This is a genomic window from Hymenobacter cheonanensis (genome assembly GCF_030581075.1).
Classification (GTDB): Bacteria; Bacteroidota; Bacteroidia; order Cytophagales; family Hymenobacteraceae; genus Hymenobacter.
Map to the genome: position 1 here is coordinate 317,013 of NZ_JAUQSW010000003.1, position 14,718 is coordinate 331,730.

Sequence of the window (14,718 nt, forward strand, 5' to 3'; positions counted from 1 at the left end):
CCTTTTTAAAAGCCTAGTTTTGCCTGCTTTAGGCCAAAATGAGAACGCCATTTTGGTGCCGCCAACTAAACGCGCTTATCTTTGTTTGAATTAAATCTAAATAACCATAACCCTTTCGCTCGTGGCTCTTTTCCGTCGTTCTGCTGCCGTGGCTGCCAAGCAGCCGGCCCCCGCTGCCCGCCGCACTGCCAACGACCTGCGCCCTGGCGAATCGGCTACCGTGTGCTGCCTCAAAGACCCCCAAATGGCCCTCAAGCTGCTCGAAATGGGGTGCATTCCGGGCACGCAGGTGCGTCTGGCGGGCCGCGCGCCCCTCGGCGACCCGCTGATGCTGGTGCTCGGCGATGAGGAATATACGCTGTCGCTGCGCGTGAGCGAGGCCGTTACTATTCAGCTAAAAGACTAATCCACAACCCTATGGCGGGTGCTATTCAGGATGCCGTGCGGCCGGCTACGCCGCAACCCGGCACCGGGGGCGCGGCGCCCCTGGCCGAGCGCCTGCCCCGCCTGGCCCTCATTGGCAACCCCAACTCGGGCAAGACTTCGCTCTTCAACCAGCTCACGGGCCTGAACCAGAAAGTTGGCAACTTTCCGGGCGTGACGGTGGACCGCAAAACCGGCATTGCCCAGCTAGGGGGCCAGCGCCGGGCCGAGGTAGTAGACCTGCCCGGCACTTACTCGCTCTACCCCAAGAGCCTCGACGAGCGTGTAATTGCCGACCTGCTCTACAACCCGCTCTCGGCCGACTACCCCGATTTTGTGGTGGTAACCGTGGATGCCAGCAACCTGCGCCGCAGCCTGCTGCTGTTTTCGCAGCTCGCCGACCTGGATTTGCCGGCCATCCTGGCCCTGAACATGACGGACGTGGCCGCCGAGCGCGGCATTCAGCTCGATGTGCCGGCCCTGGAGCGCGAGCTAGGGGTGCCCGTGGTGCCCATGAATGCCCGCAAGGGCGTGGGCTTGGCCGCGTTACGCATTATTATGGCCGACCGGCTGGCCACCCGCCCGCCCGCCGGCCGCTTCTGGCAGCCTAGCGCCGAGCTGCAACCGCTGCTGGCTGCTATCCGGGCGCACTTCGGCCTGGCCAACGACTACCTGGCCCTGCACTACGCGCACCAGTTTGGGCAGCTGCATTTTCTGAGTGAGGATGACCGCGCCTACCTGGCGCAGGTGACCGAGCAGTACGCCTTCGACTCGACGGCCCAGCAGGCGGCCGAAACAGTGGCCCGCTACGCCGCTATCAACGAGCTGCTGCTGGAGGTGGTGACCGTGACGCGCACCGAGCGCCGCGAGCCCGCCTCCAACCGCATTGATAAGGTGCTGACGCACCGCGTGTTTGGCTACCTCATTTTTCTGGCCATCCTGTTTTTGCTGTTTCAGGCCATTTTTGCCTGGGCCCAGTACCCGATGGATTTGATTGACCAGGGCATTTCGGCCCTGAGCGCGGCCATTCAGGCGCGGTTTAGCGGGCCGTTGGTGCGGCTGCTCACCGAGGGCGTGATTGCCGGACTAGGGGGGGTGCTGATTTTTATTCCGCAGATTGCCTTGCTTTTCGCCTTTTTAGCGGTGCTGGAAGAAACGGGCTACATGGCCCGCGTTACCTTCCTCATGGACAAGCTGATGCGCCCTTTCGGCCTGAGCGGCAAGAGCGTGGTGCCGCTGATTTCGGGGCTGGCGTGCGCCGTGCCGGCCATCATGGGTGCGCGCACCATCGAGAGCTGGAAGGACCGGATGCTGACCATTTTCGTGACGCCGCTCATGTCGTGCTCGGCGCGCATCCCGGTCTACACGGTGCTGGTGGCCCTGGTGGTGCCCGATGAAAGCTGGCTAGGCCTTTTCAATATGCGCGGGCTGGTGCTGATGGGCCTGTACCTGCTGGGCCTGGGCTCGGCGCTGCTGTCGGCGTTGCTACTCAAAACGGTGCTCAAGGCCCGCGAGCGCAGCTACTTCATCATGGAGTTTCCGGTGTACCGCTGGCCGCGCTGGAAAAACGTGGGCCTCACCATCGTGGAGAAGGTGAAGGCATTCATTTTTCAGGCCGGCAAGGTCATCATTGCCATTTCGGTATTGCTGTGGGTGCTGGCCAGCTACGGCCCCGGCAACCGGCAGAATGAGGCTGAGAAGCAGGTTCGGGCAACCATTCAGCAAAGGATAAACGAATTGGAGGCGCACGGCATTCACGATGGCATTCGGGGCTGGGCCGATAGCATCGAGCCGGCTGTGGCCTCCGCTAGGCTCGAAACTTCGTATGCGGGCACTTTTGGCCACGTTATCGAGCCGGCCATCCGGCCGCTGGGCTTCGATTGGAAAATCGGGATTGCCCTCCTCACTTCCTTCGCGGCCCGCGAGGTATTTGTGGGCACCATGAGCACCATCTACAGCGTGGGGCAGGATGCCGACCTCGGCACTGTGCAGCAGAAGCTAGCCAACGAAAAAGATAGCAACGGGCAGCCGTTTTTCACGCCGGTGCGGGCGCTGTCGCTGCTCGTGTTCTACGTGTTTGCCATGCAGTGCATGAGCACGCTGGCCGTTACGTACCGCGAAACCAAAAGCTGGCGCTGGCCCCTGGGCCAGCTCGTGTACATGACCGGGCTAGCGTACGCGGCCTCGCTGCTGGTGTGGCAGCTCTTTTCTTAAAGCAGGCTAGCGGCTCAAGCTATTGCCGGCCCTTACTATTGGCAAGGATAAACCTGCGGCGCCCTTAGCCAGCCCGCGCCACGCGCGTATCTGCGCAATCCGTTAACTCCGTTACACCTGCGATTAATGACGACCTACGAAACCCTGCTGCGCCTAGCCTTTCGCGCGCCCGCCGATGTGGACCAATACCTCACCCCAGCCACGCTGGGGGCCGATACCCGCTTTGAGCAGGCTAGCCGGGCCGAGCAGCCTTTCCGCTTCGAGCAGTGGCGCCTGGGCGTGGCCGCCAGCCTGCTGCGCCTGCTAGCCGACCTGGGCGACCACGACGAGGCCCGCCGCGCCGCCGATGTGCTGCACCGCGCCCTGAACACGGCCAAATCGCCGCAGGACATCGACAAGCAGATTGGCAAGGAAAACAAGCTCTTCGAACAGATTTATACCAACCTCTACGTCAACGACGAAGGCGAGGCGCTGCTCGACCTTTTTGCCCGCACCCTCGATGCCGACGCCCCCGACCTGCTGGCCCAGGTAGAAGCCGAAGCCGTGGACCTGGCCCGCGGGCTGGATTTTGAGCGCGCCGATGAGAAAGGCGAATAAACAGCTCCCGCATTGCCGCAGACCCTAAAAAGGCCCCCTGGCTAGTGCCAGGGGGCCTTTTTAGGGTCTGCGGAGCCTATTGGTTTACCGGGGTTTTGGTAAACAGCGAGGGTACCGGGTTGGGCGTGTTCGGGTTCGTGTTCAGCTCAACGAGCGGGTAGAGGAAGCGCTGCGGCAGCGCCGAGGCCGTGGAGGTGTTGATGGGCACGCCAATCAGGTTATTGGTGCGGCGCACGTCGTTGAATTCCTCAATCTGCCCAATCAGCGAAAAGTATTTTTCGAGCAGTACTTCCTTGAGCAGCGCGGCGGCGGCCGTTTGGCCGCTGCTGGTGGGGTTCGCCACGCCACCGGGGGTAAAGTCGCTGGCTACGTAGGCCGTATACAGCGCGCCGGAGCCGGTATACGTGCTCGCGTCATAAGCGCGAAGGTTGTTCAGCGCCGTAATGGCGGCTGCGGTGTTGCCGGCCCGCGCCTGGCACTCGGCAATGATGGCCTGGGTTTCAACGTAGGTAATCAGCGGGAAGCTGCTGGTGGCCTGAAAGGCCCCGTCAATCCAGTTGGGGTCGCGGTCAGAGTAAATGCTAGGGTCGCTGTCGTTGTAGAAGTACTTATAGCGCGCCGTTTCGTTGGTTTTGCTGTTGGTACGGGCTAGCAGCAGGGTAGGGGCGTAAGAGCCAACCCCGTCGAGGTAAGCCGTGCGGTTGTTGAGAAAATCCCAGTAGGGGTTCGCCGATATGCCGACGGCCCCCGCGTAGGGCATCAGCAGGTCATTGGCCGAGCTGGTGATGCCCTGCTGCGCTTCAGTCAGGGCCGAAGCGTAGTTTTTGACGTGCAGGTAGTAGCGGGCCTTGAGCGAATGAGCGGCGGCTACCCACTTAAACTGGTTGCCACCATAGAAAATATCGGCCGATACCGAGGCCCCGGCCCCGGCGTTGGCCGTCAGGTTGCCGATGGCCGTGGTGAGCAGGGTTTGGGTGGCGGCATACACGGTGGCTTGCGCATCGAAGGTGGGCGGCGTGTTTTCAACGAACGCCTGCGAGTAGGGCACATCGCCCCACAAGGCGGCAACGGTGCCAATCATCAGCCCTTCCGAGGCTTGGGCAATGCCGGTCAGCTGCTTGTTGCCGACGCTGGTAGCCTTGCTCTCCACGATGCGCAGCTGCGTCATGCACGACTGGTAGGCTATCGTCCAGGGGGTGCTGTAGTCCTGGGTGGTGGTGATGTAGTTCTGCAGCGCCTGGTACTGGCGGTCGGCCCCGCGAAACACGCCGGCCCAGATGTTGGCCGTGCGGGCCGATTCCCCGCTCATAAACAGGCCCTCGGCTAGCTGGGCGCCCGTGAGCTGCAGGGTTGAGGGGGCATCGCTGGCCGTGTTGGGGTTCTCATCGAAGCCCCGCGTCAGCTTGGTGCAGCCGCCCAGGCCACCGGCAATAGTGAGGCCCGCCAGCAGCAGCGAAATAGTGGTCTTTTTCATACGAAATAGCGCTAGCCAGGTTAATAAGTGAGCTTGAGGGCGAAGATGATGGAGCGCGTGCTGGGGTTGTTGAAGTAATCAAGCCCCCGGCCGTTCGACACCCCCGTGAGGTTGGTTTCGGGGTCAATGCCCGAGTAGTTGGTCCACAGCACCAGGTTGCGGCCCGTCACCGACAGGTCGATGCTGCTGAGGTGCGTAGCCTTGCGCACAAACTCCGAAGTCAGGGAGTAGGCCACCGACACCTCGCGCAGGCGCGTCCAGCTCACGTGCTCCACAAACTGTTCGCTGGGGCCGGTGAAGCCGCTGCCGGGGCCATCGCGGAACCACGACTGGTCGATGGCCCGCAGGCCGCCGCCAAAATCCTGCAAGTAGCCGCGAAAGGTGTACGAGCCATCGGCGTTGGGTGCGTAGGTGCTGGCAATCGTGTTGCCATCGTAGTTGATGAGGGTCTTGGCCTGGTCGCCCGTCACGGTCGTTTGCTGGGCGGTGTAGGCCGCCGTGCCAAAGTAAGCCAGGGCGCCCTTGGTACCATTCCAGATGTCGGCGCCGTGGGTGTGGTCAAACAAGGCGTTGATGGTAACGCCTTTAATGCGGAAGTTCAGGTTGAGGCCACCCTTCCAGCGCGGGTTGGGGTCGCCGATTACGCCCGACTGCGCATCCTGCTGCGCAAAGCCGTTGGCGTCGAGCACCAGCTTGCCCTGCTCATCGCGCTGCCAGCGCGTGCCGTAGATGGCGCCGTACTGGTAGCCCGGAATAGCCACCGACTCCGAGCCCGTGAAGCCCGTGAAGCCGTAGTACGTGGCGCCGCCCAGGCTCAGCACGCGGCTGCGGTTGAGCGAGAAATTGGGGGCTAGGTTAAACGAAAAGTCCTTGGTCTTGATGAGGTCGCCGTCGAGGCTCAGCTCCAGGCCGCGGTTCATGAGCGAGGCCGCGTTGGAGTAGCGCACCGTGTAGCCGGTAGTAGGCGCCACGGGCAGGGCAAAAATGGCGTCGCGGGTGTTGTTGGAGTAGTACGTGGCCGAGAAGCCAATGCGGTTCTGCACAAAGCGCATATCGAGGCCTAGCTCATACTCTGTTTTGCGCTCGGGGCGCAGCAGCGGGTTGCCCTGGCTCGAAGAGCGGGCATAGCCCCCGCCCGCATAGGCCGAGGCACCCAGGGAGGTGCCCCACCCATCGGCAATATCGGCGGGCACATACACGGTGCGCACCAGGTAGGGCTGGGGCTGCACGCCTACCTGGCCGTAGGCGAAGCGCGCTTTGCCAAAGCTCAGGAAGCTGTTTTCGCTGAGGGCCGCGAGCTTGGTAAACTGCCAGGCCACGGTGCCCGCCGGGTAGAAAAAGGTATTATTAGCCTCGGGCCCGAACGTGGAGGCCTGCTCGCCGCGCACCGTGCCCTCCAGGAACAGCTGGTCGAAAAGGCCCAGCGATACCTGGCCGTAGAGGCCGGCCGTGTTCTGGCGCACCAGCAGGTTGTAGGGGCTGCGGTTGGCGGCCGGGGTATTGTTCAGCTGCGGGGGCGACAGCGGGTTCAGAAACTGCGTGGCCGTGGCGCCCACCTGCGACTGCCGACGGGCGTTCAGGTTATAGCCCACCAGGCCCGTGATGGTAACGGCGCTGCCCAGCTTGCCGGTGGCGCGCACAATCAGGTCGTTGTTAACCTGCGTTTCCTGAATCACTTCCTCCGTAATGGAGCCCACGTTGCCGGTAATGCCGGCGGCCCCGATGGGGAAATACGCCGAGCGCGCGTCGGAATACGTATCAACGCCGGCCCGCTCCAGGATATTGAGCCAGGGCGTGAGCTGGTACGTCAGCTCCAGGCTGCCCACGAAGCGGTTCACCCGCGTCTGGTTGCGCACGTTGTTAATCGTCCAAATGGGGTTGTCGTAGCCCGGGTTATTGGTGGTACCCAGCTTGTTGCGGTACGACGACTGCCGGCCCGTGAACACGAAGCCGGTAGGCGAGGTGTAGTCGCCCTGCGCATAATCGTTGTTGTAGTCGGGGGCGGTGCGCAGGCCGCCCAGGAAAACGCCATCCGTGTTGGAGCCCTGCTGCACGCGGTTGGAAAGCGTGCGCACGTAGGTCGAGCTCAGCGCAATGCGCAGCTTATCGGTCAGCTGGCGGTCGGCATTGAGGCGGCCCGTGATGCGCTCGTTGTCGCTGTGCACGCGGGCAATGCCCTTCTGGTAGGTGTCGCCGAGGCTGAAATACACGTTGGAGCGCTCGTCGCCGCCCGAGAGCGTCGCAATGTTGTCCCAGGTATAGCCCCGGTTAAAGGCATCCTGCGAGTGGTCGAATACCTGCTGGCTGTTTTTGCCGCCGTGGGGGTTAGCGGCCGTGCCGTTGGCAATGTTATAGTAGCGGGTACCGTCCGGGAAGGTAATGTACCCCTGGTAGCCGCTGGCCGTGGGCGACGTGATGTACGCATCGGCCCCGCCCGAGCGGCCGGAAATCAGGTCGCCCCAACTGGCGCTGCTGGTGTTGCTGTACAGGCCATTCAGACCCTGGCCATAAGCCGTTTGCAGCGGTACGCGGCGGTTAATCTGGTCGATGCCGATAGAGCTGCGGATGCTGGCGTTCATGCGGCCGTTGGCGCTGCTACCGCGCTTGGTCGTAATCACGATTACGCCGTTGGAGCCGCGCGTGCCCCACACGGCGCTGGCCGCGGCGCCCTTTAGTACTTCCAGGGTGGCGATGTCGTCGGGGTTGATGTCATTAAGGCGCGATGCCTGCACTACCCCGCTCACCTGATTGGAGCCCGCCCCGCCGTTGCTCGACACGATGCCGTCGTCGCCAATCGAAGAGTTCGAAATGGGTACCCCATCCACCACAATCAGCGGCTGGTTGTTGCCCAGAATAGTGCTGGGGCCCCGCAGCTGAATGTTGGCGCTAGCCCCCGGGTCGCCCGAGGTGCGCGTAATCGTTACGCCGGGCGTTTTGCCCGACAACGCGTTGATAACGCTAGTTTCGCCCGAGCGCACCAGCGCGGGGCCCTGCACCGTGGCCTGGGCCGTGCCCAGCTGGTCGCGGTTAGCTTGCAGGCCTAAGGCCGTCACTACCACCTCGTTCAGCTGTTTCGCGTCGGTGGCCAGGGCCACATCGAGCGTGCTGGCGCTGGTGATGGGCAACTCCTGACTGGAATAGCCTACAAAACTGAACACCAATGTATTAGCTTCCTGGGGAACGCTCAGCGAGTAGGCGCCGTCGCTGTTAGTAGAGGTGCCGATAGTGGGCCGGCCTTTCACGATAACCGTGACGCCCGGCAATCCTTGGCCGCTACCTCGGTCGACAACCTTGCCGCCAATGAGGCGATTTTGGGCCCAGGCGTCCGGCAGAAAGCCGGCCATCAGGAGCACGAACCAGAGTAAATGTTTCTTCATAAGAAAAACAGATTAGTTAAAGAATTAGCGACAACTTTATTGCCGGGGCTAAAAGTAGGGAGTAGAATCAAGGCTAAAAAATATTTCCACCTGTTTTCGGAAAAAATGCAACTTCATTAAAGCGCTGGACAAACAGTAGTTGCGCATACAGTTTAAGCCTCTTGGCCGGGTGTGGGTAGGTGTTCAGGCTCACGCCCCGTAGCGGCTAGCCGGCTTTCCAAAGCGGCTGCTCCGGCTCCGCAGCCTGGCCCCAGGCTACGGAGCCGGAGCAGTTGGCACTGCACAAAAAAGGCCCGCAACAGTAGTTGCGGGCCTTTTTTATAAAGCAGCTGAGTGGTGGGCGGGCCTAGTTGTAGCCGGCGTTCTGCGTCAGCAGCGAGTTGTTGTTGATTTCGCGCTGCGGAATGGGCAGCACGAGCAGCGGGCTGTTGGCGGCAATGGTGCCCACCGGGCGGCCCGTGCGCTTGAGGTCATGAATGCGGAAGCCTTCAAAAGCCAATTCCAGCTGGCGCTCAAGCAGCACATCGGCCAGCGTAATGGTGGTAACGGGTTGATATGCCACAGGAGGAGTAAGCGTACTGCGGTAAGAGCGTTGACGGATAGTATTAATATCTGCTGTAGCCGAGGCCACATTGCCGGCCCGCACATCGGCTTCGGCCCGGATGAGGTACATCTCCGCCAGGCGCGCCACCGGAATGTTTTGGCCGTAGGTGCGCCACTTGATGGTACGGTAGCGGCCGGTTTTGTTGTTGCCATCGCTCACGTAGATGAGCTTCTGGGTGGTGAGCGCCGGCTGGCCATCGGTGCCGCGCACATCACTAGCGGCATAGAGGTTCACGAAGGCCGGCTGAATGTACACGTCGCCGCGGCCATACAGCACCGTCTGGTCGCCGGTGGGGCTGTAGCCGGCCCAGAACGTAGCCAGGCCCGAGTTGCTGGTGCCCGCGTTGTTCTGGTCGTTTTGCTGAATCTCAAACAGGCTTTCGCCGCTGTTGCGGTTGGCAAAAACCGCCGCTACCGAGCCTTGCAGAGCGGAGCCGCTGTTCTTGATAACGTCATCGGCCATGGCACGGGCCGCCGTAAAGTTGCTCTGCTGCAAGTACACGCGGGCCAGCATGGCTTCGGCCGAGTATTTCGAGGCGCGGGTTACGTTTTGGCTGGGCAGGTTGGTGATGGCCGTCTGCAAATCACTGATTACTTGGGCGTACACCTGCTCCACGGTCGAGCGGGCCAGCTTCACGTCGGCCTGCTCGGTGGTGGTAATGGGCGTCAGGTTGATGGGCACGCCGGGCTGGCTGTTGCCGCCGCCCGCCTGGTACTGCTGGGCGTAGAGGCGCACCAGCTCGAAATACATAATACCCCGGATAAACTTGGCTTCGCCCTCAAACTGCGTGCGCTGGCCGGTATCGGTCACGGCCGACAGGTTGGCCAGAATCAGGTTGCACTGGTTGATGGCGTTGTAGGCCTGCGTCCAGATGGCCTGCGCGTTCGACAGCGTCGAAATCTGGGTGCGGCGGTACAGCTGGTTGTAGTTGGAAAACGAGCCGTTCCAGACGGTGTAGCCGGCGCCCTGCTCCCCTATCAGCTCGGGCACCAGAATCAGGTCGGTGCCGTACAGGCTAGGGTCGTCGAGGCGGGCGTAGGCACCCACCACGGCCGCGCTTACTTTTTGCGAGGTGTTGTAGGCCGTAGAGGCGTCGATGCTCTGCTGGGGCTCAATGGTGAGGGCGTCTTTGCAGCCCGTCAGGCCGAGGCCTAGCGCCAGGGCGCAGGCGGTCCAAATAGCGGTATTTTTCATATCGAATGCGAAGACAAAATATTAAAAGCCAATGTTCACGCCCAGCAGATAGGTCTTAGCCAGCGGCGGCGTGTAGAAGTCGTGGCCCAGCAGGTAGTTGGCCGTGCCCAGGCCGTAGGTATTCACCTCGGGGTCGTAGCCGGTGTACTTGGTGAAGGTGGCCAGGTTCTGACCCGTGAGGTAGACGCGCACCGACTGCATATAGCCGTGCTTCACGAGGTCGGTGGGCAGATTGTAGCCCAGCGTTACGGTCTTGATGCGGAAGAACGAGCCGTCCTGAATCCAGCGCGAGGAAGTCTGAGTGCCGTTTGAGGCGCCATAGCGGGCCTGGGGCACATTCGTGATATCACCCGCCTTCTGCCAGCGGTTGAGCTGGTCAACGGTCTGGTTGTCGAGGTAGTCGGCGTTGGCCGACTGGTAGATGCCGGCCGCGTTGTAGATGTCGTTGCCGTAGGTGAACTGGCCGAGCGCGGTCAGGTCAAAGCCCTTGAAGCTCAGGTTAGTGTTCACGCCGCCCGTAAACTTGGGGTTGGGGTTACCCACCTTCTGGATGGGCGCGGCGGCGTAGCTCTTGGTGGTAGTGCCGTCGGCGTTGTAGTAGAGCGCGTCGCCGTTAGAGGGGTCTACGCCCGCGTACTTCTTGGTGTAGAACACGCCCAGCGGCTGGTCCTGCATTACGCGGCTGATGGTGTTGCCCGTGGGGATGATGGGCGTGGGCAGGTTCAGAATCACGTTGCGGTTAAACGACATGTTGGCGCCTACCGTCCACTTGAAGTCGCCGTCGAGGATGCGGCCGTTCAGGGCAATTTCGAGGCCCTTGTTGCGCAGCGACCCCACGTTTTCGGTGATGGTGGTGTAGCCGCTCACCAGCTGCAGCTGGCGGTTGAGCAGCAGGCCCGTCGTGTTCTTCTGGTACACGTCTACCTCGCCCGAGATGCGGTTGTTCAGGAAGCCAAACTCGATACCAAAGTCTACCTGCTTGGTAGTTTCCCAGCTCAGGTTGGGGTTGCCCAGCGCGGCATCGGGGGCAATGCCCGACTGGTCGGCATAGGGCAGGGCCGACACGAGGCGGCGCGAGCTGAAGTTGCCGATTTCGGCGTTGCCGGTTACGCCGTAGCTAGCCCGCAGCTTCAGGTAGTTGATGATGGTATTGTCCTTGAGGAAGCTTTCCTCCGACAGCAGGTAGCCCACCGAGCCGGCGCCGAACGTGCCGTAGGGGTTGGCGCTACCGAAGCGCGACGAGCCGTCGCGGCGCACGCTGCCGCTCAGCAGGTACTTGCCGCGGAAGTTATAGTTGGCGCGGGCAAAGTAGGAGAGGAAGGAGTAAGCCGTGCCAAACGACGTGTTGCCGCCCGTTTTGATGGCCGCGCTGGCAATGCGCGTAAACTCGGTGGTGGGGAAGCCCCGGCCCTCGGCCGCCGTTACCTTGGTGTCGGCGCGCTGATACGACTCGCCCACCAGCACATCAAAGTGGTGGTCGTCGCCGGCGTTGAAGGTGTAGGTAGCCGTGTTGGTGTTGGTGTAGTTGACAGTCTGGGTCTGCGAGTTGAAGGCGTAGCCGTTGGCGCCGCCGTCCTGCGTGCCCGCACCGCGCACCAGGTCCTCGTTAAGGTTCAGGAAGTCGCCCCCCACTTCCGTGCGCAGCGTCAGGCCCTTCACCGGCACCCAGTTGAGGTAAGCCGTGCTAAACGAGCGGTACGTACCGGCCCGGTTCGAGCCCAGCTCCTGGTCGATGAGGTTGTTGTAGTAAATGGTGCTCGCGTTCAACCGGCCGGTGGTGGGGTCAAACTCCGGCTGCAGCGGCGTGAGGGCGTTGAGCTGCAGCGGGTTCGAGAACGCGTTGTCGCCCGATACGCGGTCGTTCACGGTGCGCGCCAGCGACACGTTCAGACCCACTTTCAGGCTCTCGAAAATGTTGTGGTCGATGTTGAGGCGAATACTACCGCGCCGGAAGCGGTTGCCGATGATGATACCCTTCTGGTCGTTGAACGTACCGCTCAGGTAAAAGCGCGTCTTGGCATCGCCGCCCGCCGCGCTAAAGTCGTACTGCGCCAGGTTGGCCGCGTCGCTGCCAAACAGCTTGTACTTGCCCTGGTTGCGGAACGCCAGGCGGTCCCAGGGCGTGTTGTAGGTCGAATTGTAATCGATACCGCCCTCGTACAGGAAGGCTTCCGTTAGGTTCGCGTAGTCGGCGTTGGGGTCAGTGGCACTGATGTTGAGCCCGTTGGTCATCGACTCGCCCAGCAGCGTTCTGTACTGGTCGGCATTCAAAAACTGGCGAAAGCGCGTGGGGGCGCTGGTGCCGTAGTAGTAGCCTACGTTTACCTTGGTGGCGCCCTGGCGGCCTTTTTTGGTCGTAATCAGCACCACGCCGTTGGAGGCGCGCGAGCCGTAGATGGCCGAAGCCGAGGCATCTTTCAGAATGCTGATGCTCTCGATGTCGTTGGGGTTGAGGTCGGCCAAGGGGTTGAGCGGCTCATCGCCGGCCTGCGACTGGTCCTGGAAGGTAATCGGCGCCCCGTCAATAACATACAGCGGGCGGTTGGAGGCTGTTACCGACGACGTGCCGCGCACCTGAATGTTGATGCCCTGGCCCAGCTTGCCGCTGCCCTGGTTGATAACCACGCCCGGCGTGCGGCCCTGAATAGACTGCTCGAAGCTCGTGACGGGCTGGTTTTCGACCACGCTACCCGAAATCTGGGTCACGGCACCCGTTACGTCGGCCTTGCTCTGCGAGCCGTAGCCCACTACCACGGCCTCGGCCAGGTCGGTGGCGCTAGCGGCCAGCGTTATGTTGATAGTGCTACGGCCGCCCACGGCCACCGTCTGGCTGGTGTAGCCTACCGAGCTGATAATGAGGGTGGCACCCGGCTGCACAGCCAGGGTAAAATTGCCATCAGCGCCGCTGCTTACCCCATTAGTGGTGCCGCGCTCTACCACGGTGGCGCCGGGCACGGGGCTGCCATCGGTGCCCACCACCCGGCCCGTAACAGCCTGTGTCTGCGCAATTGCCGGCAATGCAGCCATCACCAGCAAGGGAGCGAAAATGTTTCTCATAAGGCGAGTAATAATTGAAAAAAAGATGATACTGAAAACGTGTAGCTAGGCAGCCAATACCCCTCGGTAAGAAGCACAATGGCCGGTTGCAAAGAAAGCGTATTCCAGGGGAAAGCGCTTCCAAATTGTTAAGGGTGGGTTAAGGATATGCGTTTTTAAGCTGTAAAGGGGTATTGTAAAGCGCAGTCATTCACTAAAAAATAACTTTTTAAGATTGGAAGCCTATGCTGGCTTTTTTCGAAAAAGAAGCAGTTAGGCCAATTAAAAAAGGCCCGCAACAGCTGTTGCGGGCCTTTGAAAAAGGGGAGCGTAGCGTGTGCTTAGTAGCCCGCGTTCTGCACTAGGTTGGGATTGGCGTTGATTTCGCGCAGCGGAATCGGGAATACCAGGCGAGGCGAATTCCAGGCAATAGCCGTGGTAGTGAGCGGGTCGATGGTCGATTCCTGGTTGCGCTTCAAGTCACCGAGGCGGAAGCCTTCGAAGGCTAGCTCAATGCGACGCTCCTTCAGAATAGCGGCTAGCGTAAGCGTAGTGAGCGCCGGCAGCCCGGCCCGCGCCCGGATGGTGTTGACATCGGCCAGCGGCGTGGCCCCCACCGCCGTGCCGGCCCGGAAGTTAGCTTCGGCGTGGGTCAGCAGCATCTCATCGATGCGCATGAGCTTGATGTTGCCATAGAGCCCGTCGTACTTGGTGGTGTAGGTAACGCCGGCCGTGGTGAAATACACCGTTTTGCGCGTGTCGCCGGTTTCGAACAGGTTCAGGAACTGGGCGTTGATGTTCACGTCGGCCCGGCGCGTGCGGGCGTAAAAGGTGTTGAGCTGATTGGTGCCGCTCTGCGCCGAAATCTGGATGGTGAAGATGTCCTCCGTTGTGTTGCTCACCAGCTGGTTAGCCGTGTTGGTAGTTTGGTTGTAGCCAAAGTTGTCGCCGTAGTAGGCATTCAGCCGGGCCGTGCTGCTGATGGCGCGGTTGGCGGCCGCGGCGGCGGCCGTAAAGTTGCCTTGCTGCAGATAGATGCGCGCCAACAGCCCCGCGCAAGCGTAGCGCGAAGCCGAAAACGTGTTGAGGCCGGCGCTCGTGGTCAGCTTGGCCTCGGCCGTGGTGAGGTCGGTGATAATTTGGGCGTATACCTCAGCCACGGTATTGCGGGGCAGCGGCTTGGCATCGGCTACCGAGAGGGTCGGCGTCGTTATCAGCGGCACGCCGGGGTTGGCGCTAGGGGTGCCGTCGTTCCAGTCGCGGGCGTAGGTGCGCACTAGGTCGAAATACACCAGCGAGCGGATAAACTTGGCCTCGCCCTCTACCGAAGCCTGCTGGGTCGGCGTGTCGAGCTTGCTCAGGTTGGCCAGCACGTTGTTGGCGCGGTTAATCACGTCGTAGGCGCTCAGCCAGGTGGCGCTCACCTGGCTATTGGTGATGAGCAGGGTTTTGCGCTGGGCCTCCTGCGGCTGCGAAAACGTGCCCACAAAGCTCATATCGCCGTTGTCGGCCACCAGGTCGGTCAAAAATTGCCAGTAGCCGCCATATAGGTTCACGCTTTGCAGGCCGGCGTAGCAGCCCACTAGGGCCGCCTGCACGTCGCTGGAGCTGGCAAAGGCCTGGGCCGCGTCGATAGAGCTGGTTGGCTGCACATTCAGCTTGTTGTTGCAGCCTTCGAGGCCGCTCAGGAGGAGAACTGCGGTCAGCAGTCCGGGTACTATTTTTTTCATAAAAAAGAAGGCTAGGGGTGAGGAAGAAAAGCAGCCGGGTGCGGCGCGGTTTTCTTCGAAAGCAGTGGC

8 protein-coding genes are annotated in these 14,718 nt (G+C 61.6%); 3 read left to right on the forward strand and 5 right to left on the reverse strand.

Translation table 11 applies throughout. From position 1 onward, the window contains the following. Positions 1–121: 121 nt before the first annotated feature. The 3 genes from Q5H89_RS07725 to Q5H89_RS07735 all read left to right on the forward strand — a co-directional run bounded on the left by Q5H89_RS07725 (position 122) and on the right by Q5H89_RS07735 (position 3,234). Positions 122–406, forward strand: a complete 285-nt coding sequence (locus Q5H89_RS07725; protein ID WP_305018713.1) for a FeoA family protein — start codon at positions 122–124, stop codon at positions 404–406. 11 nt (positions 407–417) lie between these two features. After that, a complete protein-coding gene (gene feoB / locus Q5H89_RS07730; RefSeq protein WP_305018714.1) occupies positions 418–2,637 on the forward strand; it encodes a ferrous iron transport protein B in 2,220 nt (739 codons plus the stop codon). A 126-nt stretch (positions 2,638–2,763) separates the two neighbouring features. Beyond that, positions 2,764–3,234: a hypothetical protein gene (locus tag Q5H89_RS07735; protein WP_305018715.1), complete on the forward strand. Its 471-nt coding sequence runs from the start codon at positions 2,764–2,766 to the stop codon at positions 3,232–3,234. Between the two features lie 76 nt (positions 3,235–3,310). On the opposite strand, the gene Q5H89_RS07740 is transcribed toward Q5H89_RS07735, so the two are convergent. The 5 genes from Q5H89_RS07740 to Q5H89_RS07760 form a co-directional block, all read right to left on the reverse strand. After that, the gene (locus Q5H89_RS07740; RefSeq protein WP_305018716.1) at positions 3,311–4,708 is read right to left on the reverse strand and encodes a SusD/RagB family nutrient-binding outer membrane lipoprotein; all 1,398 of its coding nucleotides are present in this window, start codon (positions 4,706–4,708) and stop codon (positions 3,311–3,313) included. A gap of 20 nt (positions 4,709–4,728) precedes the next feature. Continuing rightward, the gene (locus tag Q5H89_RS07745; protein ID WP_305018717.1) at positions 4,729–8,085 is read right to left on the reverse strand and encodes a SusC/RagA family TonB-linked outer membrane protein; all 3,357 of its coding nucleotides are present in this window, start codon (positions 8,083–8,085) and stop codon (positions 4,729–4,731) included. A gap of 346 nt (positions 8,086–8,431) precedes the next feature. Beyond that, entirely contained in the window at positions 8,432–9,883 is a 1,452-nt protein-coding gene (locus Q5H89_RS07750) for a RagB/SusD family nutrient uptake outer membrane protein (RefSeq protein WP_305018718.1), read from the reverse strand. Between the two features lie 21 nt (positions 9,884–9,904). Further along, positions 9,905–12,940, reverse strand: coding sequence for a SusC/RagA family TonB-linked outer membrane protein (locus Q5H89_RS07755; RefSeq protein WP_305018719.1), 3,036 nt, complete (start codon positions 12,938–12,940; stop codon positions 9,905–9,907). A gap of 320 nt (positions 12,941–13,260) precedes the next feature. Beyond that, a complete protein-coding gene (locus Q5H89_RS07760) occupies positions 13,261–14,649 on the reverse strand; it encodes a RagB/SusD family nutrient uptake outer membrane protein (RefSeq protein ID WP_305018720.1) in 1,389 nt (462 codons plus the stop codon). Between the last annotated feature and the right edge of the window lie 69 nt (positions 14,650–14,718).

Bases quoted from the DNA above. Each gene is read 5' to 3' on its own strand.
- Q5H89_RS07750 (WP_305018718.1), bottom strand. From the start codon at position 9,883: ATGAAAAATACCGCTATTTGGACCGCCTGCGCCCTGGCGCTAGGCCTC.
- Q5H89_RS07740 (WP_305018716.1), bottom strand. From the start codon at position 4,708: ATGAAAAAGACCACTATTTCGCTGCTGCTGGCGGGCCTCACTATTGCC.
- feoB (WP_305018714.1), top strand. From the start codon at position 418: ATGGCGGGTGCTATTCAGGATGCCGTGCGGCCGGCTACGCCGCAACCC.
- Q5H89_RS07760 (WP_305018720.1), bottom strand. From the start codon at position 14,649: ATGAAAAAAATAGTACCCGGACTGCTGACCGCAGTTCTCCTCCTGAGC.
- Q5H89_RS07755 (WP_305018719.1), bottom strand. From the start codon at position 12,940: ATGAGAAACATTTTCGCTCCCTTGCTGGTGATGGCTGCATTGCCGGCA.
- Q5H89_RS07745 (WP_305018717.1), bottom strand. From the start codon at position 8,085: ATGAAGAAACATTTACTCTGGTTCGTGCTCCTGATGGCCGGCTTTCTG.
- Q5H89_RS07735 (WP_305018715.1), top strand. From the start codon at position 2,764: ATGACGACCTACGAAACCCTGCTGCGCCTAGCCTTTCGCGCGCCCGCC.